We start from the raw sequence: 26488 nt of genomic DNA on the forward strand, positions 1-26488 counted from the left end.
ACCGCCTCTTACAGATATTGCCTTGAAACCGCAAAAGACCTAGGTTCCGCGCGTTTTTGTCAGACAGAAAGCGGCGGCGCCTGGTGCCCCTGCTTGCAGAGGGAGCCCTCCCGCCCATGAATTCGTTCGAGGCCAACAAGATCTTCGGAGCCGTGCTCGGGACCATCTTCGTCCTGTTCGGCGGCAGTCTGCTGGCGGAAGCGCTGTTCCATGCCGAAGCGCCGGAGCAGCCGGGCTACGTGATCGTGGCCGCCGAGCCGGGTGAAGGCGGAGACGCCGCTCCCGCCGCCGCGGAAGATCCGCCGGTCGCCGCGCTGCTGCAGACGGCCGACGTCGAGGCCGGCGCTTCGCAGTTCAAGAAGTGCGCCGCCTGCCACAGCATCGAGAAGGGCGGCCCGAACAAGGTCGGCCCGCATCTGTGGGACGCCGTCATGCGGCCGATCGCGTCGGTCCCCGACTTCGGCTACTCGACCGCCATGCAGGAATTCTCCGAGGGCGGCGAGGTCAAGTGGGACTATGAGCACCTCTACGGCTTCCTGAAGAACCCCAAGGGCTACATCCCGGGCACCGCCATGGGCTTCGCCGGCCTGAAGAAGCCGGAAGACCGTGCAAACCTGATCGCCTACATGCGCGAGCAGGCCGACAGCCCGGCGCCCCTGCCGGAAGCTCCGGCCGAGGCACCGGCTGAAGAGGCCGCTGCCGAAGACACGACCGACGCCGCCACGACGACGCAGGGCGATCCGGCCGCAGGCGGCCAGTCCGCTGCCCAGGCCGGCGGCACGGCCGATGCCGAGCCGGCACCCCAGCCGGGCGCCGAACAGGCTCCGACCATGAGCGAGGAAGAGCGCCCGACGCCGCCTGCCGCCGACGCGCCGCAGGACGCCGGCGCAGCGCAGGCCGAGGACCAGCAGGGCGCCGGCACCGGCACCGAGGCGGCTCCGGGCGCCGAGGAGAACGTTCCGGGCGAAGAGAACGCCGCGGACGAGGAAGCTGCAGCAGCACCGGCCGAAGGCGCGGCGGGCGAGACCCAGGTCGCCGCTGCCGAGCCGGCCGCCGTGTCCGGCGATCCGGAAGCCGGCAAGAAGGTCTTCCGCAAGTGCCAGGCCTGCCACGCCGTCGGCGAAGGCGCGAAGAACAAGGTCGGCCCCGAGCTGAACGGCATCGTCGGCGAGGCCATCGCCGCGGTCGAAGGCTACAGCTTCTCGCCGGCGCTGGTCGTCTATGCCGAGGAGCACCCGACCTGGAACGTCGAGGAGCTGTCCGCATGGCTGGCCGATCCGCGCGGTCTGGTGAAGGGCACCAAGATGGTCTTCCCCGGCCTGAAGAAGCCCGAGGATGTCGCCAACGTCATCGCCTATCTCGCCACCTTCGACGAGAACGGCGCGACCACCGGCAACTGAGCCGGCACGGCACCGACATCGAGAAACATCCGCAAAGCCCCGGCCCTCGCCGGGGCTTTGTTCGTTTCGGCCTGCCGTTGCTCCCGTCAGCCGCTGCCCGAAGCCCTGTCCGGGCTCGATTACGCTTTCGTCACGTGACTTTACCCGCCCCCCTTCCCTAGATTGGGTCAAGACCCGATCGCGGGACCATCGCCCGCCTATTTGCATGGAGGCCGCCCTTGTCGTTGCCGAACCGTCTCGTCCGTCTTGCCGTCGCGAGCAGCCTCGCCTTCGGTGTCATCGGCGCTCCGGCCCTTGCGCAGGACAATGCGGCCACCCAGCCGGACCAGCAGGTGGAGACCGGAACGGCAGAGGCCGAGAACGCGGTGGCCGCCGCCCCGAAGGCCGAGGGCGCCGGGGAATGGCATGAATCCTCGTCGCTGATCGAGGGGTCGAAATATCCGGACGACTTCGCCCATTACGACTACGTCAATCCCGATGCGCCCAAGGGCGGCACGCTGAACCAGATCGCCATCGGCTCCTTCGACAGCTTCAACCCCTTCATCGTGCGCGGCACGCCGGCGGCGGGCCTTGCCACCTTCGGCGGCGGCCTCCTCTACGACACGCTGATGGACCAGTCGCCGGACGAGCCGGGTACGGCCCATGCGCTGATCGCCGAAGCCGTCCGCTACCCGGCGGACTTCTCCTCGGTGACCTACCGCCTCAACCCGGAGGCGCGCTGGCATGACGGCGAGCCGGTGACCGTCGAGGACGTGATCTGGAGCTTCGAGACGCTGACCGAACTGCACCCGCAATGGTCGGCCTATTACAAGAACATCGTCTCGGCGGAGCAGACCGGCGACGGCGAGGTGACCTTCACCTTCGACCAGACCGGCAACCGCGAACTGCCCAACATCGTCGGAGACCTGACCATCCTGCCCAAGCACTGGTGGAAGGGCACCGACGCCAGCGGCAACAAGCGCGACATCACCCAGCCCACCTCCGAGGTGCCGCTCGGCTCAGGCCCCTACCGCATCAAGTCCTACGACATCGGCCAGTCCATCACCTGGGAGCGCGTCGCCGACTATTGGGGCCTCGACAATCCGACCCGGGTCGGCCGCTACAATTACGGCGAGATCCGCTACGTCTATCTGCGTGACACCAACGCGGCCTGGGAGGCGTTCAAGAAGGGCGGCCTCGATGACTGGCGGCTGGAGAACATGTCGCGGCGCTGGGCCGAGGGCTACGACTTCCCCGCCGTGAAGGACGGCCGGGTCATCCGCAAGACCATCGACAGCGGTCAGGTCCAGTCGATGCAGGCCTATGTGCTGAACAACCGGCTGGAGAAGTTCCAGGACCGACGGGTGCGCAAGGCGCTGACGCTGGCCTACAATTTCGAGGAGATGAACCGCACGCTGTTCTTCGGCCTCTACGAGCGCATGCACTCCTATTTCGAGAACAGCGAGCTGGCCGCCAAGGGGCTGCCGGACGAGCGCGAGCTCGCCTATCTGGAGCCGCTGCGCGGCCAGATCCCCGACGAGGTCTTCACCGAGGAGTTCGCGCTGCCCGCCTATAACGATCCCGGCGCAGCCCGAAACTATCTGCGCGAGGCGCTCGGCCTCCTGAAGGAAGCCGGCTACGAACTGCGCGGCACGACGCTGGTGAACGCGCAGACCGGCGAGCCCTTCACCATCGAGTTCCTCGGCAACGACCCGATGGACAACCGCACCCTCGAGCCCTTCGCCCGCCAGCTCCAGCGTCTCGGCATCCAGACCGAGGTGCGGATCGTCGACACCAACCAGTATATCGAGCGCATGAACGGCTTCGAGTTCGAGGTGGTCGGGCTGCGCTATCCGGGCCAGTCGCTCTCCCCCGGCAACGAGCAGCGCGACTTCTGGAGCACCACCGCTGCCGACGCCCCGGGCAGCCGCAACTATTCCGGCATCAAGAACCCGGCGATCGACCAGCTCATCGACGACATCGTCTATGCGCCGGACCGCGAGAGCCTCGTCGCCGCCACGCGCGCCCTCGATCGGGTGCTGCTGTGGGAGTATTACGTCGTCCCGCAATGGTACAAGTCTGAGGACTGGCTGGCCTATTGGGACAAGCTGCAGATGCCGGAAAAGGGTCCGGCCTATAACGGCATCGACCCCTTCTCCTGGTGGACGAAGTCTGCCGAGGCCGACAAGGCTGCAGCGAACTGATGGCGACGGCGCTCGGTCATTTCACCCGCCGCCATTTCGGTCAAATGATGCTGGGTGCCGGCGTCGCGGCGATCCTGCCGGGACGGCCCTTCGCACAGGTGGCGACGGGCCAGCCGCTGCACGGCCTGTCGGCCTTCGGCGAGCTGAAATATCCGCCGGATTTCGACCATTTCGACTATGCGACGCCCGGCGCGCCGGCCGGCGGCCAGATGAACCTGGCCGTCGCCTACTGGGCGCTCAACCAGTCGCCCCTGACCTTCGACACGCTGAACAGTTTCGTCCTGCAGGGCAACGCCCCGCCGCGCATCGAGAAGCTCTACGATTCCCTCGTCGTCGCCGCGATGGACGAGCCCGACGCGATCTATTGCGCGCTGGCCGAAACCGTCACCCTCTCGGCCGACCGCAACAGCTTCACCTTCCAGCTGCGGCCACAGGCGCGGTTCTCCACCGGTGATCCGGTGACCGCCGACGACGTGGTCTTTTCCTACGAGACGCTGAAGGAATTCGGCCATCCAAGCCTGCAGGTGGCGCTCCGCAACGTCGCTGAGGCCGTCGCCGAGGACGCGGCGACCGTCCGCATCACCTTCTCCGGCGCGCAGAGCTACCAGGATGCCCTCGACGCCCTCGGCATGCCGATCCTGCCGCGCGCCTTCTTTGCAGACCGGGACTTCGCCACCGTCAGTACCGAGGCGATCCCCGGCAGCGGCGCCTATGCCATCGGGCGCTACGAGTTCGGCCGCTACATCGAATATATCAAGCGGCCTGACTATTGGGCGAAGGACCTGAATTTCGCCCGCGGTCTCGGCCATTTCGACACGCTTCGGATCGACTTCTTCCGCGATCGCCAGCCGGCACTGGAAGCCTTCAAGAAGGGATTGATCACCTTTCGTGAGGAATTCACCACCAAGGACTGGGCGACCGAATACGACTTCCCGGCGGTCCAGCGCGGCGAGGTCATCAAGCGGGAATTTGCCGCCGAGAAGCGCCCCCGCTTCCAGTGCTGGGCCCTCAACCAGCGGCGCGAGCGCTTTGCCGATGCGCGGGTCCGGCGTGCGATCAACATGTGCTTCGACTTCGAATGGACCAACGCCAACCTCCTGTTCGGCCAGCGCGTCCATTCCGATTCGCCGTTCCAGGGCTCCGAATTCGTCGCCACCGGCAAGCCGTCCGAAGCCGAGCTCGCTCTCCTGGAACCTCTGCGCGGCACGGTCCCCGACGAGGTGTTCGGCGAGGTCTGGGTACAGCCGGTCAGCGACGGCTCGGGCCGCGACCGCCGGCTGCTGCGCGAAGCCTCGCAACTCTTCGCCGAGGCCGGCTGGCGCCGCGATGGCAACCGTCTGGTCAACGCCGCCGGCGAGCCGTTCCGGCTGGAATATCTGACCTATGGCCAGGAGCAGAAGCGGGTCTACGCCAAGTTCGTCGACACGCTGCGCACACTCGGCGTCGACGCCACCATGCGGCTCGTCGATCCGGCCCAGTATCAGGAGCGGATCAACCGCTACGATTTCGACATGGTGCTGGCCGCCTTCAGCCTCGGCGCCACGCCGACGCGCGAGGGCCTGTCGCTGTTCTTCGGCAGCGACGCGGTCGACCGTCCCGGCGCCTACAATTATCCCGGCATGGCCAGCGAGGCCGTCGACACGCTGATCGGCCACGCCGCCCGCGCAACGAACCGCGCGGAACTGGTGACGGCGCTCCTCGCCCTCGACCGGGTGTTGCGCTGGCGGCTCGACTGGCTGCCCAACATCACGGCCGACGGCCATCGCGCCGCCTTCTGGGATATTTTCGGCTTTCGCGAGGACAAGCCGGACTATTCGTGGCCCGTCGAGACTCTATGGTGGTACGAAGCGGAGAAGGCCAAGGCGCTGGGCCGCGGCTGATCCGCAGCCGGGCACCACGCTGAAAACGGGACGGGTCGCGGCCGCGCTTTTGCGATCGCGCCACGCCCGCGTTATCACCGCAATCGGCCGGTAATGCCGGCTGCCGGTTCGCCGGCGCAATCTGCATCTCGGAGACGATCACCCGCCCATGGGCTCCTATATCCTCCGCCGCATTCTGCTGATGATCCCGACGCTCGTCGGCATCATGGCGATCTCGTTCCTGGTGATCCAGTTCGCGCCCGGCGGGCCGATCGAACAGGTCATCGCCAGCCTGCAGGGCGAAGCCGGCGGCGCCATGGACCGGGTGTCCGGTGGCGGCGGCGATTTCGGCTCGGGCTCAAGCGGCGGCAGCGACAATTCCGGCTATCGCGGCGCGCAGGGGCTCGACCCGGCCTTCATCGAGCGGCTCGAAAAGCAGTTCGGCTTCGACAAGCCGCCGCTGGAGCGCTTCGGCATGATGCTGTGGAACTATGTCCGCTTCGATTTCGGCGACAGCTATTTCCGCTCGGTCTCCGTCTGGGACCTGATCCTCGAAAAGATGCCGGTGTCGATTTCGCTCGGCCTGTGGATCACGCTCCTGTCCTACCTGATCTCGATCCCGCTCGGCATCCGCAAGGCGCTGACCGACGGCTCGCGCTTCGACGTGTGGACTTCCGGCGTCGTCATCGTCGCCTATGCGATCCCCGGCTTCCTCTTCGCCATCATTCTCATCGTGCTGTTTGCCGGCGGGTCCTTCTATGACTGGTTCCCCCTGCGCGGCCTCCTGTCCGACGGGGTGCGCGGCGACTGGTGCGCGGTCTGGTCGCCGGCCGGCGATCTCGGCCGCTGCGTGACGCAGACCATCCCGGACTATTTCTGGCACCTGACGCTGCCGCTGATTGCTCTGTCGCTGTCGGCCTTCGCCACGACGACGCTCCTGACCAAGAACTCCTTCCTCGACGAGATCCGCAAGCAATACGTCACGACGGCCCGCGCCAAGGGCCTGTCGGAGCGGCGGGTGCTCTACGGCCATGTCTTCCGCAACGCCATGCTGATCATCGTCGCCGGCTTCCCCGGCGCCTTCATCTCGGCCTTCTTCGCCGGCTCGCTGCTGATCGAGACGATCTTCTCGCTCGACGGACTCGGCCTGCTCGGCTTCGAATCCATCTACCAGCGGGACTATCCGGTCGTGTTCGGCACCCTCTACATCTTCTCCCTGCTCGGCCTCGTGACGACCCTTCTCTCCGACCTCACCTACACCTGGATCGATCCGCGGATCGATTTCGAGAAGCGGGAGGTGTGACGATGGACGACGCACAGAAGGACCGCCTCGCCGCCGAACAGCGCGATCCGACACTGCCCGACGAGCGCGCCGCCGACATTGCACGCGAGCAGACCGCCGGCATCGCCCAGATGGCGCCGGAATCGGAGACGACGAAGCGCCCGCGCCTGTCGCCCCTGAACCGCCGCCGCTGGCAGAACTTCACCGCCAACCGGCGGGGCTTCTGGTCGCTGTGGATCTTCCTGATCCTGTTCGTGATCACCGGGCTGGCCGAACTCGTCGCCAACGACCGGCCGCTGCTGGTCGAGTACAAGGGCGAATTCTACTACCCGATCGTCGTCGACTATCCCGAGGAGGTCTTCGGCGGCTTCCTGCCGGTGACGAACTATCGCGACCCCTTCGTGCAGGACGAGATCGACGCCAATGGCTGGGCGATCTGGCCGCCGATCCGCTATTCCTACCAGACCGTCAACAACGCCATTCCGACGCCGGCGCCCTCCGCCCCCTCCTGGACCTTCACCAAGGAGGAGCGCTGCCAGCGCTATCCGCTCGGCGCCGAGGACCCGAACTGCACCTTCGGCAACATGAACTGGCTGGGCACCGACGATCAGGCCCGCGACGTCGCCGCGCGGCTGATCTACGGCTTCCGCATCTCGGTGATGTTCGGCCTGATCCTGACGGCGGCCTCGGCGGTGATCGGCGTCGCCGCCGGCGCGGTGCAGGGCTATTTCGGCGGCTGGCTCGATCTCCTGTTCCAGCGCTTCATCGAGATCTGGTCGTCGATCCCGGTCCTCTACCTGCTGCTGATCATCGCCGCGATCCTGCCCCCCGGCTTCTGGGTGCTGCTCGGCATCATGCTGCTGTTCTCCTGGGTCGCCTTCGTCGGCGTGGTGCGGGCCGAGTTCCTGCGCGCCCGCAACTTCGAATATGTCAACGCTGCCAGGGCTCTCGGCGTCGGCGACTGGACGATCATGACCCGCCACCTCCTGCCGAACGCGATGGTGGCGACGCTGACCTTCCTGCCCTTCATCCTGAACGGCTCGATCACCACCCTCACCTCGCTCGACTTCCTCGGCTTCGGCCTGCCGCCCGGCTCGCCGTCGCTCGGCGAGCTGCTGGCCCAGGGCAAGAACAATCTGCAGGCGCCTTGGCTGGGCTTCTCGGGCTTCTTCGTGATCTCGCTGATGCTGTCGTTGCTGGTCTTCGTCGGCGAGGCGGTGCGCGACGCCTTCGACCCCCGCAAGAGCTTCGGGTGATGCGGGGACCGCGGGGGGCGTCGCATTCCGTCGGTGGATGCCGCCGGGGCGGCTCCAGCCGCCGGCCGGAGCCTCTCGCATGAGCGATCATTCCCAACATCACCACGGCAGCCACGACCATGCGCACGGCTTTGCCGGCCATGCCGGGGGCGCCAACGAGACGCGGATCGCCATCGCGGCGGTGGCGACCGGCGCCTTCATGGTCGCCGAGGTGATCGGCGGTCTGGTCTCCGGCTCGCTCGCGCTCCTTGCCGATGCCGGGCACATGCTGACCGACTTCGCCGCCCTGGCGCTCGGCTGGTTCGCCTTCCGGCTGGCCCGCAAGCCCAGCGATGCGCGCCGCACTTTCGGCTATGACCGCTTCCAGGTGCTGGTCGCCTTCGTCAACGGCCTCGCCCTGTTCCTGATCGCCGCCTTCATCATCTACGAGGCCTGGCACCGCCTGCAGGCGCCGAGCCCGATCCTCGGCGGTACCATGATGGCGGTCGCGGTCGCCGGCCTTGCGGTCAATATCGGCGTCTTCCTCGTCCTGCACGGCGCCGACCGCGACAATCTCAACATCCGCGGCGCGGTGCTGCATGTCCTCGGCGATCTTCTCGGCTCGGTCGCCGCGATCCTCGCCGCGATCGTCATCCTGTGGACCGGATGGACGCCGATCGACCCGATCCTGTCGGTGCTGGTTTCGGTGATCATCCTCGTTTCGGCCTGGCGGCTGGTGCGCGATGCCGGCCATGTGCTGCTCGAAGGCGCGCCCGGCGACGTCGACATCGCTGAGATCGCGCCGCATCTGGTTGGCGCGGTGCCGGGCCTGCGCGAGGTCCATCACGTCCACGCCTGGTCGATCACGCCGGAACGCACGATGGCCACGCTGCACGCCTGCATCGCCGAAGAGACCGACGGCACGGCCGTCGTGCGCACCATCAAGGCCGAACTGCGCCAGCGCTTCGCCATTCACCATGCGACCGTCGAGATCGAGCGCGGCATCTGCGCCGACGACGGCCGCGACCATCATGGCGAGGCACCTGCTGCCGCCCCATGTCACATGCCCGCCCGAGGGGCGGCCGCCACGTCCCCGCGATGACGCCGGAACAAGGATTTCAACGCTTGAGCCCGACCGCCAATATCGCCCAGCCCCCCGCACCGCAGGACACGCTGCTGTCCGTCGAGAATCTGTCGGTCGCCTTCACCCAGGGCGGCAAGACGCAGCTCGCCGTCGACAACGTCTCCTTCTCCATCGGCCGGGGCGAGACCGTCGCGCTGGTCGGTGAATCCGGCTCCGGCAAGTCGGTGTCGGCGCTGTCGATCCTGAAGCTGCTGCCCTATCCGGCGGCCAGCCATCCCGGCGAGGGCCGGGTGATGTTCGACGGCCAGAACCTGATCAACGACGACGAGCGCGATCTGCGCAAGGTCCGCGGCAACCGCATCTCGATGATCTTCCAGGAGCCGATGTCGTCGCTCAACCCGCTGCACACGATCGAGCGGCAGATCGGCGAGGTCCTGAAGCTGCATCGCGGCATGCGCGACAAGCAGGCGCAGGAACGCACGCTCGAACTGATGCGGCAGGTCGGCATCCGCGATCCGGAAAAGCGGCTCGACGCCTATCCGCACCAGCTTTCAGGCGGCCAGCGCCAGCGCGTGATGATCGCCATGGCGCTCGCCAACGAGCCGGACCTTTTGATCGCCGACGAGCCCACCACCGCCCTCGACGTGACGGTGCAGGCGCAGATCCTCGAACTTCTGAAGGTCATGCAGACCCGTCAGAACATGGGGATGCTGTTCATCACCCACGATCTCGGCATCGTGCGCGCCATCGCAGACCGCGTCTGCGTGATGTACCGGGGCAAGATCGTCGAGGAAGGCCCCACCAAGCGCATCTTCGAGGCGCCCGAGCACCATTACACCAGGCATCTCCTGGCCGCCGAGCCGAAGGGCCAGCCACCCGCCGCCAACGCCAATTCCCCGGCGGTCGTCGAAGCGAAAGACGTGAAGGTCTGGTTCCCGATCAAGACCGGCTTCTTCCGGCGCACCACCGACCATGTGAAGGCGGTCGACGGCATCGACCTCACCGTGCGCGCCGGCCAGACCGTCGGCGTCGTCGGCGAATCCGGCTCCGGCAAGACCACGCTGGGCCTGGCGCTGACGAGGATGATCGGCTCGACCGGCGAAATCCGCTTCGACGGCGAACGCATCGACGAACGCTCCTTCAAGGCGATGAAGCCGTTGCGCGAGCGCATGCAGATCGTCTTCCAGGACCCGTTCGGCTCGCTCTCGCCGCGCATGCCCATCGCCGACATCGTCGCCGAGGGGCTAGAGATCCACGAGCGCAAACTGTCGGCCAGCGAACGCGACGCCCGCGTCGTCACCGCACTGAACGAGGTCGGTATCGACCCGGCGACCCGCTTCCGCTTCCCGCACGAATTTTCCGGCGGCCAGCGCCAGCGCGTGGCGATCGCGAGGGCCATGGTCCTCAATCCGCGCTTCGTCATGCTCGACGAGCCGACCTCGGCCCTCGACATGAGTGTGCAGGCTCAGGTGGTGGACCTGCTGCGCGATCTCCAGAAGAAGCACAATCTGGCCTATCTGTTCATCAGCCACGATCTGCGCGTCGTGCGGGCGCTGGCCAACGAGGTCATCGTCATGCGCAATGGCCGCGTGGTGGAGCGGGGACCGTCCGACGAGATCTTCGACAACCCGAAGACCGATTATACCAAAGCGCTGATGGCCGCCGCCTTCGACATCAAGGCCGCACCGACGGGAATTGTATCGCAATGAGTACAGGTCACTACCGCGACAGGCTCGACGACCAGCCGATAGAGACGGAGCTCGTCAGCGACGAACTGCTGCATGGCGGCTTCCGCGACTTCAAGGTGGCGACCCTGCGCCATGCCCGCCTCGATGGCGAAGGGATGGTCGGCCCGGTGCGGCGCGAATATCTGCACACCGGCTCGGTGGTCGTCGTCATCCCCTACGATCCGGTACTGGATTCCATCGTAGTCATCCGCCAGTTCCGCCTGGCTGCCGCGCTGAAGACCGAATGCGGCGCGGCGCTGGAGCTGCCGGCCGGCATGGTCGATGCGGGCGAAAGCATCGAGGCCGCAGCCCGGCGTGAGCTGACCGAGGAGACCGGCCTCGTCCCGCAGGCCGTGGAGGACTGCTTCCGGATGCTGGCCGCGCCGGGCCTCACCGACGAGCACGCGACGATCTTCCTGGCGCTGGTCGACGCGTCGAACCTTGCGACCTCGGCCGGGAATGCCGAGGAGGACGAGGACATCCGCCCGATCCTTGCGAAGGTCGACGATCTCGTCGCCGCCGTCGACGACCGGCGGGTCGAGAACGGCTATCTCATCGCCTGCGCCCACTGGTTCGCGCGGCTCGGCCGCTCGCGGGCCCAGGCGCTGCTCGGCACGCTCGACGGCCCGGAGGACTGATCCATGACCATTCTCCTCTCCGTCACCGGCTTCGACCCGAAGCGCTGGCGCGCCGCCCTGGAAGCAGCCGATAGCGGCCGCGACATCGTTCTGGAGCCGGCCCATTCGACTGACCCCGCCATCGAATACGCCGTCGTGTGGAAGCAGCCGCCGGGCCTTCTGGAAGGCCTGCCGAACCTCAAGGCGATCTTCTCGCTCGGTGCCGGCGTCGATCACATCTTCGCCGACAAGGCCCTGCCCGACGTGCCGGTGGTGCGCATCGTCGCCGACGATCTCACCTCGCGGATGAGCGAATATGTCGTATGGCGGGTGCTCGACCATTTCCGCCGTGGGCGCGCCTATCGCACCCAGCAGGCCCAGACGATCTGGCACGAGCGTCTGCAGCCGGCGGCACGAGAGATCACCGTCGGCATCATGGGCTTTGGCGAACTGGGGCGCGACGCGGCCGGCAAGCTGCAAGCCCTCGGCTTCAACATCGCTGGCTGGAGCCGCACCGCCAAATCGGCCGAAGGCGTCGAGACCTTCGCCGGCGAGGACGGGCTGGACGGCTTCCTGGCAGCCTCGGACATCGTCGTCGTGCTGCTGCCGCTGACCGCCGACACCCGCGGCATCATCGACGCCGGGTTCCTGTCGCGCCTGAAGCGCCGCACGCCGCTGGGTGGTCCGGTGCTGATCAATGCCGGTCGCGGCGGCCTGCAGAACGAGGCCGCGATCCTCGAGGCGCTGGATCAGGACACCCTGATGGAAGCGTCGCTCGACGTCTTCAATGTCGAGCCGCTGCCGGCCGATCATCCGCTCTGGCGCCATCCGCGCGTCTTCGTCACGCCCCATGCGGCGGCGGTCTCCGACCCGGATGCGCTGGCCCCCGCCGTCATGCGCCAGATCGCGGCCCATGAGCGCGGCGAGCCGCTGCGCGGCGTCGTCGACCGCACCGCCGGCTACTGACCGACAGCCAGGCGCAAACGGAAACGCCGGACAAGGGAAAAGCCCCTGCCCGGCGTTCGACTGCGCAACGGGGCGGCCCGAGCCGCCCGGTGACAAGGCTCAGAACTCTTCCCAGCCCTCGCTCTGCGGCGCGGTGTTGCGGGCCGCCGCGGCGCCGCCGCGACCGGTCTGGCGCATCTGGACGACGGGCGCCTTGGGGGCAGCCGGGCGCGACCGCGACGGGCGTGCCTGCCGGCCAGTCTCCGCGCGGGTGCGGAAGCGGCCGGTGAGCTGATCCAGCGCATCGGCGTCCTTGGCCAGCGTCTGGCTGGCCGCCGTTGCCTCTTCCACCATGGCGGCGTTCTGCTGGGTCACCTTGTCCATCTGGTCGGCCGCACCCGAGACTTCCCGCAGGCTCGTTGCCTGTTCGCGAGCGCTCGACGCAATGGTCGAGATGACCTCCGCCATGGCGCTGACTTCGGTGACGATCTCTTCCAGCGACTTGCCGGACGCCGTGACCAGCTCGACGCCGGTGCCGACCTGCTCGCGGGACGTGGCGATCAGCGTCTTGATCTCCTTGGCCGCTTCCGCCGAGCGCTGGGCGAGGCCGCGCACTTCCTGGGCGACGACCGCAAAGCCCTTGCCCGCCTCGCCGGCCCGCGCTGCCTCGACGCCGGCATTCAGCGCCAGAAGATTGGTCTGGAAGGCGATCTCGTCGATGACGGAGATGATCGAGTTGATCTTCTCGGAAGACTGCTCGATCTGGCCCATGGCCGCGACCGCCTTGCCGACCACCTCGCCGCCCTTCTGCGCCTTGCCCCGTGCGTCCGAGGCGACGCGCTGTGCCTGACCGGCGCTCTCTGCCGTATCGTTGACCGCCTGGGTCACCACGCTGAGCGCCGCGACCGTCTGTTCGAGGCTGGCGGCCTGCTGCTCGGTGCGATGCGCGAGGTCGTTCGAGGCGGTGGTGATCTCGCCCAGGCCCATGCGAATCGAGCCGACCGCATTGACGACGCCCCCGACGGTTTCCTCCAGCGTGGCGACGGACTGGTTGTAGAGGTCGCAGATCTCCTCGAAGCCCACCATGCGGGCACGGTCGAGGCGGGCGGTGAGGTCGCCCTCAGACAGCGCCCGGAAGGCCGGCGCGATACCGGCGATGAACGCCTGGCGTGCCGTCTCCGCCGCGTCGATCTCGGCGCTGCGCCGCTGTTCCAGGCCCAGCCGCTCGGCTTCCTGGCGTTCGGCGATCATCGCGCGCTTCTGCTCCTCCGAACGGCGGAACGACAGGAGGGCCTTCACCATGTCGCCGATCTCGTCCTTGCGGTCGCCGTCGGGTACGCGGGCGGTCATGTCGCCGGCGGCGAAGTCACGCATGGCGGCGGCGGTGACCGAGATCGGCGTGGCGATCGACCGACCGACGACAAGGACGGTGGCCGCGATGATCAGCGTCAGCAAGGCCGCCAGGGCCAGAACGATCTTGAGGGCCAGGGACGAGGCCGCGGCACTGGCCGCCTCGGCGTCGACGCGCGTCGACGCCACGCCCGACAGGATCGTCTGGAACAGCGGCTCGACCTCGGCGAAGACGGCGCTCAGTTCCTGACGCAGGGCCGCTTCCGCCGCAATCGCCTCGGCATAGCCGGCAAAGTTGCCGGTGTAGATTGCAAGGTCGGCCAGCACCGCATTGCGCGTCTGCACCGAACCGAAGGCGGCCGGGCCGACGCTCGCCAGGTCGCTGGCCTGGGCGTTCAGCCGCTCGACATATTTGAGGTCGCCGCGAAGGATGAAATCCTTCTCGTGCCGGCGCAGCATCAGCATCATCACCTGCAGCGAGGGATTTCCCACCTCGCTCAGTTCGGCTTCGAGGTCGTGGACCGCAGTGCGCAGCGCGCCCTGCAGGCCGGAATTCTCGTCGAGGCCCAGCGAGCGATTGACCGCCGCCGCCTGCTCGAACAGCTCGCCATAGCGGGTGAAACTGCGGCGCATAGCCTCCGCTTCGCCGGCCAGCCGGCTCAGACCGCCCGCCTGCAACCGGTCGGAGAGGTTCTGGAACGCGTCCGCGAGGCGGGCGCGGACGGCGGCGTGCTTGGCGATATCGGCCTCGGTCCGGCGCAGGAAGAAGTCCTTCTCGGCGCGCCGCGCCTGCAGGAAGTCCACCTCGATGCGCTGCGTCACGCGTTCGGCGTCACGCGCGCTGTCGATCACCGCCGCATAGTCGGACCGGATGCTCTGGTCGGTGACGAAGATGGCGGCGAGAGCCAGCATGCCGGCGATACTGACCGCCGCGATCGCGGCGATACGGGTGGAAATCTTCAGGTCCGAGAGCTGCACGGCAGAGCATGTCCTATGGCATCAAAGGCGTTCGGGGAGGGCGAACGCGGCAATCCATGCGTCTAGGCTGCGCTGCTTAACAACGCCTTAACCATCCAGGTTTTCAGCGCTTCGTAAGCGGGCCAAACCATTGCAATTCCTGACGTCCTGCGGCGGCGGCGCGCCATGCCTCGCCGCGGCGCAGGCGGGCGCGGATCAGCCGTGGACCGCAGCGGCGGGCCGCAATCGCCTGACGCTGGTGACCGCAATGCCCCGCTCCTCGAAGCGCGCCATGGTCTCCATCAGAGGCTCGATCGCCGTCAGCATGTGATGCGCGTTGGCGTGCAGAAGCCGGGCGCCGTCGAGCATGATCCCGACATGCCCCTTCCAGAAGACCAGATCGCCGCGCTGCAGCGCCTCGACGCCGGCAACCCGCGTGCCGAGCGCGCGCTCCTGCATGTCGGTGTCGCGCGGCGCCTCGATCCCGGCCATCTGGCAGGCGATCTGGACGAGGCCCGAACAGTCGATGCCCGACACGCTCTTGCCGCCCCACAGATAGGGCACGCCGAGGAAACGCTCGGCGATGGCGACATAGTCGGCGGCGACGCTGGCGACCGGCTCCAGATGCTGGAGGACGACCGCCCCCGCCGGCTCGATCCGGGCATAGGCGGCGTTGTGGTCCTGCCCGGCACCGACCACCGCCAGGGCGGCGCCCATCGGCAGGTCGTGGAGCGGCGGCAGCTTGATGTCGTAGCCGGGAAAGACCAGCGTGCGCGGGACGCAGACCCGGTGCGTCGGGGCGGCGCCGGGCCGGCCGAGCGCCGCGCTCGGCACGTAGCCGACATAGCCGTCATTCCGGAGCTGCACCCAGGCCCAGCCTTCGTCATCCTCGTCGAAGACGGTGACGGCCTCGCCGAACAGTGCCTCGGTATCGAGCGGGGCATTGCCCGCCGGATGCCGCCGGACCGGCGCCAGGGCGGCGATGATCCGGCGCGGGACCCCGTCGACGAAGCGATCGGCCGTGACCTGCCCCTCGAGCCGGCGGTCGGCGAGATCGGGGCGCACGGCGTTGAGGCGGGGATCGGGGGAGCCGGTCATGAACGCGTCTGCCTTGCTGTGCGAAACGAAGAAGATGCAACCGGCCCGCATAAGCCGATCGCCTGAGGTGCCAAGCCGTCAGCGCCGCGGAAAGCGCGCCTTCAGCACCTGGAAGAGGGCACGGGTGGCATGCGCCTCGCCGCCGATGGGGCCGATCGGGCTCGCCTTGGCGCGCCAGCCATAGACGTCGAAATGCGACCAGCTTTCGGCCTTTTCGACGAAGCCCTGCAGGAACAGTGCGGCCGTCACCGCACCGGCGAAGCCGTCGCTGGTGACATTGTTGATGTCGGCGACCCGTGAGGAGAGGTTGGCGGCATAGGGCGCCCAGAGCGGCATCCGCCAGACCGGGTCGGCCACCGCCATACTCGCCGCGGCGAGATCCCCGGCAAAGCCGTCATCGTCGGTGAAGAAGGGCGGCAGGTCGGGCCCGAGCGCCACGCGGGCGGCACCGGTCAGGGTCGCCATGTCGATCAGGAGCTGCGGCGCCTCCTCGTCGGCCAGCGCCAGGGCGTCGGCGAGCACCAGCCGGCCCTCGGCATCGGTGTTGCCGATCTCCACCGTCTTGCCCTTGCGGCTGTGCAGGATGTCGCCGGGACGGAAGGCGTTGGCCGAGATCGCGTTCTCCACCGCCGGGATCAGCACCCGCAGATGCAGATCGAGGCCGCGGGCCATGATCATGTGGGCAAGGCCCAGCACGTTCGCGGCGCCGCCCATGTCCTTCTTCATCAGGAGCATGCCCGAGGCCGGCTTGATGTCGAGGCCGCCGGTGTCGAAGCAGACGCCCTTGCCGACGAGGGTCACCTTCGGCGCGTCCGCCCGGCCCCAGCGCATGTCGATCAGGCGCGGCGCCGAGGCGCTGGCCCGGCCGACGGCGTGGATCATCGGGAAGTTCTCTTCAAGCAGCGCGTCACCCTCGATCGTCGTCACCGCGGCGCCGAACCCATCGGCCATCGCCCGGGCCGCCGCTTCCAGTTCGGCCGGTCCCATGTCGCTGGTCGGGGTGTTGATGAGGTCACGGGTCAGCGACACGCCGGCCGCCAGCGCCTGCGCCTCGGCGGCGTCGACGTCGCCGGGCGGCGCGAAGCGGATGACGGCCGCCGCGTCCTCGTCCTTGCGCCCGGTGCGGTAGCGATCGAAGCGATAGCCGCCGAGAAGCACCGCCAGTGTCGCCAGCGATCCGTCGAGATCGGCGCCATCGGCAAGCTGCCAGTCGCCCGCCGGCAGATGGGTCGCCAGCGCACCGGCCGCGAGTGCCCGCCGCGCTGCCGCGCCCTCCCCCGTTCCGGCGGCCTTGCCGAGGCCGAGAATGGCGCCGGCGGTCGCCCCGTCGGCATCGGGCACCAGCAGCACCTGGCCGGCGCCGGCCTCGAACCGCGTCGCCCGGGCCCAGCGCCGCGCCGCCTCCGGCAGGTCGTCGAGCCCGTCACGGGTCGCCGTCCAGACAGGCAGGGCGGTCGCGGCATTGTCGCTGGCAAGGGTGATCGGCATGGGGCGTGTCCTGGGGTTTGCGTCCTGGGACCGGCATTAACCGGTCATTAGGGTTAACGAAATACTCTCACCGTCGAAGGCCGTCCCGTTTTCGATGCGGCCGACATGCAGGCGGAACAGGAGCAGATCATGGTCGGGCGCGGAACTAGTTCGGGACGCCGTGCAAAACAGGGGCTGCTCCTTGGCGCATGCCTCGCCCTGATGGTGACCCAAGGCTGCGGCTCCGTGTCCAACGAGACCACCGGCTCGATCCAGCGCCCCGCGCAGCAGGGCCGCACGGTGGCCCAGATGAACACCACCGAATTGCAGTCGGCCGTGCGCACTTATGGCGCCGCCTATGACCGTGATCCCAAGAACAAGCCCACCGGCCTCTCCTATGCCGCCGCCCTGCAGATGGCCGGACGCAACGACCAGTCGCTGGCGGTGATGCAGCAGATGGCGATCGCCCATCCGGAAGATCGCGACGTCCTCGCGGCCTACGGCAAGGCGCTGGCCGCGGCCGGCGACCTGCCCAAGGCGCTGGAGACCATTCGCCGCGCCCAGACCCCGGACTATCCCGACTGGCGGCTCTATTCCGCCGAGGGTGCCATTCTCGACCAGATGGGCCAGCAGGTTCCGGCGCGCACGCTCTATCGCAAGGCGCTGGACATGCAGCCGAACGAGCCGACGATCCTGTCCAATCTCGGCATGTCCTACCTTCTCGGCAACGATCTGAAGTCGGCCGAATCCTATCTGCGCTCCGCCGCCTCCCAGCCGGGCAGCGACAGCCGCGTGCGCCAGAACCTGGCGCTGGTCGTCGGCCTGCAGGGCCGCTTCGACGAGGCCGAGAAGATCGCCAGCAGCGAACTACCGCCGGCCGAGGCGGAAGCCAATGTCGCCTTCCTCAAGGCGATGCTCGCCCAGCAGAACACCTGGGCGATGCTGAAGGACAAGGACAAGGCCGAGAACTGATCGGTCCCACCGCTTCACGCTGACGGTTCGAAGACACGAAAAGGGCGCATCCTCGGGGGTGCGCCCTTTTTGCGTTGACCGCTGCTGCGGCCCGCCCCTGGGCCGCCTCGATCAGGGCAGACGGACAGCGGTCGCTCAGCTTCATGTGTTCGGGTGCTGCGCCGACCCTCGCTGTGATGGTTCGGGATCGTCCCCGCGCGTTCATGCAGGGACCAAGCCGCCCCCTAGCGAGGCCGGCTCCACGGCGCGGCCAGACACGGTCCGGCGGGCGGCAGGCGCCGGGCACCCTGCTGGCGGTGCCGCTACTGGACGGCCATGACCTTGATGATCGCCGGGCCGATGATGACGGCGAACAGCACCGGCAGGAAGAACACGATCATCGGCACGGTGAGCTTCGGCGGCAGCGCGGCGGCTTTCTTCTCCGCAAGATTCATCCGCTGGTCGCGGTTTTCCTGCGACAGCGTCCGCAGCGCGGTGCCCAGCGGCGTGCCGTAGCGCTCGGCCTGGACCAGCGCCGTACAGACCGTGCGCACGCCGTCGAGGCCGGTGCGGGTGGCCAGATTGTCATAGGCCACCTTGCGGTCCGGCAGATAGGACAGCTCGGCGCAGACCAGCACCAGTTCCTCAGCCAGCGGGATCGACTGGATGCCGATCTCCTCGGCCACCCGGCGGAAGGCCGCCTCGATCGAATTGCCCGATTCCACGCAGATCAGCAGCAGATCCAGGGCATCCGGCCAGGCCCGGCTGATCGACAACCGGCGCTTGGTGGCGCGGTTCTTCACGAAGAAGATCGGCGCGACGAAGCCGACATAGGCGACGCCGAGGCAGATCGCGATGCGCATCATCGTCGGATGCGTGTCGAGGAGGCCGAGGCCGAAGACGTAGAACAGCGCGAGGGCGAACATCAGGAGCGGCAGCACGGCGCGCGCGAACAGGAACAGGGTCAGCGGCCGCTGGCCGCGATAGCCGGCATTGCGCAGGCTCGTCACGGTCTTGTCGTCGGCCAGCGCCGTGCGCAGGTTGAGCCGTTCGACAACGAGGCTGGCGACGCCCTTGCTGTCCTGCTGGCGCAGGCCCGAGCGACCGCGCTCGTTCTCAGCCGCCATGCGCGCCCGCTCGCGCGCCCGCATCTCGTCGCGCTCCAGCGCCACCGCCTTCATCCGGCTTTTCAGCTGGTTGCCGGCGAGCATCGGCATGGCGATGGCGATGAAGGTGGTGAACACCGCGATCGCCATGACCACGCTGGCGGCGACCGCCGGGGACACTCCGATGAGCGCGAACATTTCCATACTCGTCTGCACCTTCCGCTTCGGCTGCGCGTTCTGAGCGGCGCCGGTCGGCCCTTAGAAATCGAAGCTGATCATCTTCTTCATCACGAAGACGCCGGTCGCCATCCACAGCCCCGAGATCGCCAGGATCAGATGGCCGGTGCCGGAGGTGAACAGGACCGAGATGTAGTCGGGCGTCGTGATGTAGACGAGGCTGGCGACGACCACCGGCAGCGCGCCGATGATGCCGCCGGAGGCCTTGGCCTCCATCGACATCGCCTGCACCTTCGCCCGCATCTTCTTGCGGTCGCGCAGCACGTTCGACAGGTTGCCGAGCGCTTCCGACAGATTGCCGCCGGCCTGCGACTGGATGGCGATGACGATGGCGAAGAAGTTCGCCTCGGGCGTCGGAATGTTGCGATAGAGCTTCTCGACCGCCTCGGAGATCGGCACGCCCATCTGCTGGCTCTCGATGATCTTGCGGAACTCGCTGCGCACCGGCTCCAGCGTCTCGCCGGAGACGATCCTGAGCGTGTCGTTCAGCGGCAGGCCCGATTTCACGCCGCGCACGATCAGATCGATGGCGTTGGGAAATTCCTCGCCGAATTTCTGGAAGCGCTTCTTGCGCGCCCGCGACAGGAGGAAGCGCGGCAGGCCGAGCCCGCCGACGACGACCGCGCCGATCAGGAGCAGCAACGGCGCGCCGAAGATCGCCGCCACGAACAGGCTGACGAAGCCCATGGCGATGCTGAGCAGCACGAACTGCTTGACGCTCATCGTCCAGCCGGCCTGTTCGAGCTGGCGCTGCAGGGTCAGCTTGCCGGTGTGCTTGTCGCGCTCCTTCTGGCGCGATTCCAGCTCCTTCAGCGACGACTGGATCGTCTTGCGGCGCTTGTCCTGCTCCTTCAGCCGGTCGCGGGCGACCTTCAGCGAGCGCCGCTCGGTGTCGTCGCGCGTATATTGCGCACGCCGGTTCTCCACCTTGCGTTCCTTGGCGATCCGCGGCTGCAGGAAGGCGAAGGCGAGCGCGCCGGCGGCGATCGTCGAGAACAGGATAAACAGGATGACGCCGGCCGGGCTCATTACAGCATCCCCGCCGGCTCGTCGGCGCCCGACGCGTCGAGGGCGGCGGCAAGGCGCTGCTCCTCGTTGTAGTAGCGCGCCCGGTCCCAGAAGGCCGGCCGGCCGATGCCGGTGGAGCGGTGGCGGCCGATGATCCGGCCCTGCGCGTCCTCGCCGGTCATGTCGTAGACGAACAGATCCTGCGTGGTGATCACGTCGCCCTCCATGCCCAGCACTTCTGTGATGTGGGTGATCCGGCGCGACCCGTCACGCAGGCGCGCGGCCTGGACGATCACGTCGATGGAGCCGACGATGATCTCCTTGACGGTGCGCGAGGGCAGCGAGAAGCCGCCCATGGCGATCATCGATTCCATGCGGTTCAGGCACTCGCGCGGCGAGTTGGCGTGGATCGTGCCCATCGAGCCGTCATGGCCGGTGTTCATCGCCTGCAGGAGGTCGAAGACCTCCGGTCCGCGCACTTCGCCGACGATGATGCGTTCGGGCCGCATGCGCAGGCAGTTCTTGACCAGGTCGCGCATGGTGATCTCGCCCTCGCCCTCGATGTTGGGCGGTCGGGTTTCCAGGCGCACGACATGGGGCTGCTGGAGCTGCAGCTCGGCCGAATCCTCGCAGGTGATGATCCGCTCGTCGGTGTCTATATAGCGGGTCAGGCAGTTCAGAAGCGTCGTCTTGCCCGAGCCGGTACCGCCGGAGATGACCACGTTGCAGCGGACCCGGCCGATGATCTGCAGGATCTGCGCGCCTTCCGGCGAGATTGCGCCGAACTGGACGAGCTGGTCGAGGGTGAGCTTGTCCTTCTTGAACTTACGAATGGTCAGCGTGGTGCCGTCGATGGACAGCGGCGGCGCGATGACGTTGACGCGGCTGCCGTCGGGCAGGCGCGCGTCGCAGATCGGCGATGTCTCGTCGACGCGCCGGCCGACCTGGCTGACGATGCGCTGGCAGATGTTCAGGAGCTGCTGGTTGTCGCGGAAGCGGACATTGGTCTCCAGCACCTTGCCGGCGACTTCGATGAAGGTCTGGCGGGCGCCGTTGACCATGATGTCGGCGATGTCGTCGCGCGCCAGCAGCGGCTCCAGCGGCCCGTAGCCGAGGACGTCGTTGCAGATGTCGCTGAGCATGTCCTCCTGTTCGGAGATCGACATGGCGAAGCTCTTGATCGCGACGATGTCGTTGACGATGTCGCGGATTTCCTCGCGCGCGCTCTCGGCGTCGAGGCGAGCGAGCTGCGACAGGTCGATCGTATCGATCAGCGCCGCGAAGACCTCGGCCTTGCGGGCGTAATAGCTGTCCGGCCGCACGGCCGCGGAATTGTCGCTCGCGGCGGCGGCCTCCCGCGGCGCCGCTGCCGCCGGCGGCGGCGTGACGGGCGCCCGCGACACGGGCTCGCGCGGCTTGGGCGCCGGGACCGGCGCGGCCGACGGCTTCGGCAGGGTCGAAGTCAGACCCATGCCGGGATTGCTGCGAGGCTCGTTTCCGCGTTTGCCGAACATGCTGCCGCTACTCCCTGGTTGCTTTGCCGCTGTGGCGCAGCCGCTGGAGAAGGCCCTGCTTCTTCGGCTTCTTGGCCGTGCCGCGTCCGGTCAGGACGTGGGCGACGTGCTCGAAGGCCTCCACGGCCGGATGCTTGCCGTCGAGTTCGGCGAGCATCTGCCCGTTATTGGCCGCATTGCCGAAGGCCTGCGGGTCGAAATTGATCTGGGCGATCGGCTCGAGGCCGAGCGGATCGGCGAATTCCTCGGGCGAGATTTCCGGACGCCGCGGGATCGCCAGCTGGTTGAGGATCAGATGCGGCACCGGATCGTTGGGCCGCAGCTTGGCCAGCATGTCGACGAGGTTCTTGGCATTGCGCAGATTGGCCAGATCCGGCGTCGCGGTGATGACGATCTGGTCGGCCGAGGCGAGAACGCTGCGGGTCCAGTCGTTCCACACATGCGGGATGTCGAGCGCCACCACCGGCGCGCCGCGCTGGGCGGTCTCGATCAGCGCCGAGAAGGCTTCGGTCGAGAAGTCGTAGGTGCGGTCGAGCAGCGACGGCGCGGCCAGCAGCGACAGATGCTCGGCGCATTTCGACAGCAGCCGGTCGAGCATGGTGTCGTCCATGCGCTCGGCCGAGAACACCGCCTCGGCGATGCCCTGGGCCGGGTCCTGGTCGAAATTGATGTTGGCGGTGCCGAAGGGCAGATCGAGATCGGCGATCACCACGTCGCTGGAGAACAGCTTGGAGATCGACCAGGCCAGATTGTGGGCGATCGTCGATGAGCCGACGCCGCCCTTGGCGCCGACAAAGGCGATCGAGCGGCCGAGCGGCTCGGAATCGGGCGCGGTGAACAAAGAGCCGATGATCGTCATGATGTCGGCGATCGAGACCGGCGCGACGAGATATTCCGACACGCCGCGATGCATCAGGTCGCGGTAGAGCGCCACGTCGTTGTAGTGACCGATGATGATCACCTTGGAGCCCGGGTCGCAGACCTCCGACAGGGATTCCAGCTCGCCGATCAGTTCAAGCGGCGGCAGCTTGGATTCCAGGATGACGAGGTTGGGCGTCGGCGCGCCGGAGAAATGCTCCACCGCGGCGCGGATGCCGCCGAGATTGACCCGCATGTGGGTCTTAGCCATGCGCCGGTCCGCCCCGGCATTCTCGATCGGCCGGGCGACGGCCTCGCTTTCGCAGAAGGCCTGGATGGAGATGCGGGGGATCGGCCGGACGTTATCCAGACCGGCCGGATCGTCGAAGCTGGTGTCCGGCGCAGCGCGCGAAGCGGTAGACATGGTTTCCGCGGCTCCCATCAGTATTCGATTTCGCTGGAACCGGCCGCCGTCGTCGTCGGCTCGCCGCGCCGGTAATTGTCGAGCACCGTGGTGCGTCGGCCGGCATCGATGGAATCGACGCCGCGCGGCGACAGCAGATCACGCGGATCGGCAATCTGGGCGGCAAGGTTCTGCTGACTGGCGCAGCCGAAATTGAAGTAGTTCTTGTTCTCGGACGTGTCCGTCATGTCGTCGGGCCAGCGCCCGCACGGACCGGTCTTGGCGACCAGCGTCGCATAGGTCAGCCGGATCGGCGTCGGCCCTTCGGCGCCCACCGCCGAATAGGGCTGCACGAAGATCCGGTCGCGCGAGATGTAGCGGCCGCGCAGCGCCTCGACGATCTCGTGCGAGACCCGGTCGGCGGCATACTGGTTGGCCGAGCCGGTCGGCAGCATCACTTGGATGGAATCGGCGCCCGAGGCGCGGAACCGGTCGCCGAAATGCTCGACGCGGCCGCGATTGGCGTAGGACAGGCGGGCGTCGGACATCACGATCGGAATGTCGATGGCTTCCTGGTCCTCCGACACGACGATCGGATGCCGGGTGCGGTAATCGTCGGGGATCGAGCCGACCTCGACATTGTGGACGTTGGCGCAACCGCCGGCGATCAGCATCGCGGCCAGCGGCAACAGGGCGGCCATGGACGTCCGGGGACGGCGGCGGCCGATGATCTGCGAACGGTCTTGCACCTGCGATCTCCCAGAACCGGTCATTTGTAGATGAAGCCGACGACGCCGTGATACCGGCCGGGTGGCAGCTTGGTTTCCATGTGGCCGTAGACGCGATTGACGCGGCCGAGGAAGTTGGCGGCACCGTCGCTGGACAGGGCGAAGCCGTCGTCCGGGCGGGCCAGCGCCTGGCGCGGAACCGGGCGCACCAGATAGGGCGTGACGATGATCACCAGCTCGGTCTCGTAGCGCTGGAAGTCGCGCGAGCGGAACAGCGTGCCCAGCACCGGGATCTTCGACAGGCCGGGGAAGCCCGACATGACCTGGCGGGATTCGTCGCGCACGAGACCGGCGATGACCAGCGAGCCGCCCGACGGCAGCTCGACCGTCGTATCGGCCAGACGCTTGCGGATGCCGATGACGGCAGAACCCGACGCGGTCGAGCCACGGCCAAGATTGAACGGCGATTCGAAGGTTGGTTCGGAGACGCTGGTGCGCACCTTCAGGCTGATCCGGCCGGGCGACAGGACGACCGGCGTGAAGTCCAGGCCGATGCCGTACTCGACCAGCCGGCTGTCCAGCGTGACGACCTCGCCCTCGACCTCGGTGTCGACGATGCGGCCTGCATCGTCGCGGATGTTGGTCCGCTTTTCGGGCGTAATGGTGCGGCCGTCCGGGATGGAGAATTCGCCGCCGACCTTGAAGCTCGCCTTCTCGCCGCTGATCGCCGTCAGGCTGGGCTCGGCGAGGGTCCGCATGACGCCCGCCTGGTTCAGCGCCCGCAGCTGCGACTGCACGGTGTCGCCGCCCGAACTGTTGGTGATGCGGCCGAAGGTGTTGGACAGCGGATTGCCGAGACCGAAGAGATTGTCGGTGGCGGCCGAATAGGCGACGCCGTCGATCGAGCCGCTGGCGATGGAATCGATGCCGAGCTGCTTGACCACCGAGCGCTGGACCTCGGCGACGGTGACCTTCAGCGTCACCTGGTCCTCGCCCTGGATCTGCAGAAGATTGACGATCTGGCTCTGGCGCCGGTCTTCCTGGGCAAAGCCAACATCGCCATCACCGCCGCCGGCGCCGCCCGAGGCGGTGGCCTGCTGGATGTACTGACCCGTGGTGCCCTCGCCGCCGGTCACGAACAGCCGCGCCAGACGCTCGACCTTGGCCGCGTCCTGGGGCGTCTGCACGGTGCCGTTCAGGACGACGTTGTCGTTCAGCATCTCGACCTGGACGACCGAGGACGGAACGTATTTGCGGATCGTCGCCTCGAGGCCGTTGATGTCGCGCTCGATCTTCAGGTCGATAGACGCGATCTGGCGGTTCTGCCGGTCGAAGACGACGATGTTGGTCTGGCCGATCTGCTTGCCGAAGATATAGATGCGGCGCGCGTCACGCGTAACCGCATCGGCCACCGCGGGGTTGGCGACGAGGATGTCGTGGGCGTCGGCCTCGAGCACGATGACCTTGGTCTTGTTCAGACCGAGATTGATGGACTGGGAGCCCTGGCGGACGTTGACGACGGTCTGCTCGGCCTGGGCCGGCAGGGTCGTTGCCAGTGGCGCGAGTGCCGTGGACGCCGCGGCCATGACGACCACCAGTTTGCGAAGCCGGGCGCGTAGCATGTCGGATCCTCTCCAATCGTTCATCGGGTTGCCCGTCATTCCTTGGTGGTGATTTCGGAGGACTGGCCGTAGCGCACGACCCGGATCTTGCCGTTCCGGGCGTTCTCCTGGGCGAGCAGGAAGGCCGCATAGCCGGGCGAACCGGGCACGGAATCGGCGAGCGAGCGCAGCGACAGCACCAGACGGTCGGCGATCTGCTGGGCAGCGGTGAGGGCTTCGGCCTGGTCGGGATCGACTTCCAGCGTCGCGGTCGATCCGACCACGACCTTCTCGCCGTCCTTCTCCTGGATGGTCTGGTCGATGGCCAGGACCCGCAGATTGCGCAGGACGGTCTCGGTCAGCACCTGGTCGCCACGGTTCTCCGAGCTGGACACCCGGCGGGTCATGATGACGTCGACATGGTCGTTCGGCAGGACGAAGCCGCCGGCCGAGGTCTCAGCCGCGATCTGGACGGCGACCGCCCGCTTGCCGGCCGGCAGGACGGCGGACATGAAGCCCTGGTCCGAGCGGATCAGCTTGGATTCGCGCACCGGTTCGCCGGCGAAGAAGGACTGGCGGGCCAGCGAGCCCTTGAGCGTCTCGATGGCGTCGGGCCGGTCGGATTTGCGGATCAGCGTCGGTCCGATGCCGTCCTCGGGCCAGCTCTGCCAGTCGAGCGCCTCGTCCACCGCCTCGCCCATCGACAGGTCGCGGGACGTGACCAGCACTTCGGCGAGCTTGATCGGCGGCTCGGCCGGCGCCGCGGTGATGATCACCGGTTCGGCCTTTTCGGGCTGCAGGTTCAAGGCGACGAATGCCGCACCCATGGCTGCGACCAATGCGACCGCCACAACTGCCATGCGGGCTAGATTCATCGG

The 26488-nt window shown here is 67.7% G+C and carries 20 protein-coding genes; 10 read left to right on the forward strand and 10 right to left on the reverse strand.

What is annotated here, in order from left to right; translation table 11 throughout:
- The first annotated feature begins 116 nt into the window (after positions 1-116).
- From J3367_RS12760 to J3367_RS12800, 9 genes are all read left to right on the forward strand, one after another.
- Entirely contained in the window at positions 117-1400 is a 1284-nt protein-coding gene (locus tag J3367_RS12760) for a c-type cytochrome (protein WP_024351617.1), read from the forward strand.
- A 332-nt stretch (positions 1401-1732) separates the two neighbouring features.
- Entirely contained in the window at positions 1733-3583 is a 1851-nt protein-coding gene (locus J3367_RS12765) for an extracellular solute-binding protein (RefSeq protein WP_024351616.1), read from the forward strand.
- Positions 3583-5463 (forward strand): extracellular solute-binding protein, encoded by a 1881-nt coding sequence (locus tag J3367_RS12770; RefSeq protein WP_024351615.1) that lies wholly within the window; start codon positions 3583-3585, stop codon positions 5461-5463. Before J3367_RS12765 ends, J3367_RS12770 begins: the two co-directional genes overlap by 1 nt.
- A gap of 148 nt (positions 5464-5611) precedes the next feature.
- A complete protein-coding gene (locus tag J3367_RS12775) occupies positions 5612-6745 on the forward strand; it encodes a microcin C ABC transporter permease YejB (RefSeq protein ID WP_024351614.1) in 1134 nt (377 codons plus the stop codon).
- A gap of 110 nt (positions 6746-6855) precedes the next feature.
- Positions 6856-7980, forward strand: a complete 1125-nt coding sequence (locus J3367_RS12780; RefSeq protein WP_029703493.1) for an ABC transporter permease — start codon at positions 6856-6858, stop codon at positions 7978-7980.
- 79 nt (positions 7981-8059) lie between these two features.
- A complete protein-coding gene (locus J3367_RS12785; protein ID WP_024351612.1) occupies positions 8060-9061 on the forward strand; it encodes a cation diffusion facilitator family transporter in 1002 nt (333 codons plus the stop codon).
- A gap of 23 nt (positions 9062-9084) precedes the next feature.
- Positions 9085-10752, forward strand: coding sequence for an ABC transporter ATP-binding protein (locus tag J3367_RS12790; protein ID WP_024351611.1), 1668 nt, complete (start codon positions 9085-9087; stop codon positions 10750-10752).
- Entirely contained in the window at positions 10749-11408 is a 660-nt protein-coding gene (locus J3367_RS12795) for an NUDIX domain-containing protein (protein WP_024351610.1), read from the forward strand. The genes J3367_RS12790 and J3367_RS12795 overlap by 4 nt, the downstream gene beginning before the upstream one ends.
- A 3-nt stretch (positions 11409-11411) precedes the next feature.
- Positions 11412-12353 carry a 2-hydroxyacid dehydrogenase gene (locus J3367_RS12800; protein WP_024351609.1) on the forward strand — a complete coding sequence of 314 codons (942 nt, stop codon included), beginning with the start codon at positions 11412-11414 and terminating at the stop codon, positions 12351-12353.
- A gap of 99 nt (positions 12354-12452) precedes the next feature.
- Here the strand turns inward: J3367_RS12800 and J3367_RS12805 are convergent, their stop codons facing one another.
- The 3 genes from J3367_RS12805 to J3367_RS12815 all read right to left on the reverse strand — a co-directional run bounded on the left by J3367_RS12805 (position 12453) and on the right by J3367_RS12815 (position 17225).
- Positions 12453-14660 (reverse strand): methyl-accepting chemotaxis protein, encoded by a 2208-nt coding sequence (locus J3367_RS12805; RefSeq protein WP_421461291.1) that lies wholly within the window; start codon positions 14658-14660, stop codon positions 12453-12455.
- Positions 14661-14855: 195 nt separating this feature from the next.
- A complete protein-coding gene (locus J3367_RS12810; protein ID WP_024351607.1) occupies positions 14856-15737 on the reverse strand; it encodes a C40 family peptidase in 882 nt (293 codons plus the stop codon).
- A 78-nt stretch (positions 15738-15815) separates the two neighbouring features.
- On the reverse strand, positions 15816-17225 hold the full coding sequence (locus tag J3367_RS12815) for a leucyl aminopeptidase family protein (protein ID WP_024351606.1): 1410 nt from the start codon (positions 17223-17225) through the stop codon (positions 15816-15818).
- A gap of 105 nt (positions 17226-17330) precedes the next feature.
- On the opposite strand from J3367_RS12815, the gene J3367_RS12820 reads away from it, so the two are divergent.
- Positions 17331-18176 carry a tetratricopeptide repeat protein gene (locus J3367_RS12820; RefSeq protein ID WP_024351605.1) on the forward strand — a complete coding sequence of 282 codons (846 nt, stop codon included), beginning with the start codon at positions 17331-17333 and terminating at the stop codon, positions 18174-18176.
- A 302-nt stretch (positions 18177-18478) separates the two neighbouring features.
- On the opposite strand, the gene J3367_RS12825 is transcribed toward J3367_RS12820, so the two are convergent.
- The 7 genes from J3367_RS12825 to cpaB are packed head-to-tail and all read right to left on the reverse strand — an operon-like array spanning position 18479 to position 26485.
- Complete coding sequence (locus J3367_RS12825; protein ID WP_373279286.1) at positions 18479-19459, reverse strand: type II secretion system F family protein; 981 nt, start codon at positions 19457-19459, stop codon at positions 18479-18481.
- A gap of 60 nt (positions 19460-19519) precedes the next feature.
- The gene (locus tag J3367_RS12830; protein WP_024351603.1) at positions 19520-20527 is read right to left on the reverse strand and encodes a type II secretion system F family protein; all 1008 of its coding nucleotides are present in this window, start codon (positions 20525-20527) and stop codon (positions 19520-19522) included.
- Entirely contained in the window at positions 20527-21978 is a 1452-nt protein-coding gene (locus tag J3367_RS12835) for a CpaF family protein (protein ID WP_373279287.1), read from the reverse strand. Before J3367_RS12835 ends, J3367_RS12830 begins: the two co-directional genes overlap by 1 nt.
- Positions 21979-22027: 49 nt before the next feature.
- The gene (locus tag J3367_RS12840) at positions 22028-23302 is read right to left on the reverse strand and encodes an AAA family ATPase (protein WP_230788717.1); all 1275 of its coding nucleotides are present in this window, start codon (positions 23300-23302) and stop codon (positions 22028-22030) included.
- Between the two features lie 17 nt (positions 23303-23319).
- Positions 23320-24030 carry a CpaD family pilus assembly protein gene (locus tag J3367_RS12845; protein ID WP_228239951.1) on the reverse strand — a complete coding sequence of 237 codons (711 nt, stop codon included), beginning with the start codon at positions 24028-24030 and terminating at the stop codon, positions 23320-23322.
- A 20-nt stretch (positions 24031-24050) separates the two neighbouring features.
- On the reverse strand, positions 24051-25631 hold the full coding sequence (locus tag J3367_RS12850) for a type II and III secretion system protein family protein (RefSeq protein WP_244495461.1): 1581 nt from the start codon (positions 25629-25631) through the stop codon (positions 24051-24053).
- Between the two features lie 35 nt (positions 25632-25666).
- A complete protein-coding gene (cpaB, locus tag J3367_RS12855) occupies positions 25667-26485 on the reverse strand; it encodes a Flp pilus assembly protein CpaB (protein WP_024351598.1) in 819 nt (272 codons plus the stop codon).
- Positions 26486-26488: the final 3 nt, after the last annotated feature.

The sequence above is a fragment of the Aurantimonas sp. NFXS3 genome (assembly GCF_049132005.1).
GTDB lineage: Bacteria > Pseudomonadota > Alphaproteobacteria > Rhizobiales > Rhizobiaceae > Aurantimonas > Aurantimonas coralicida.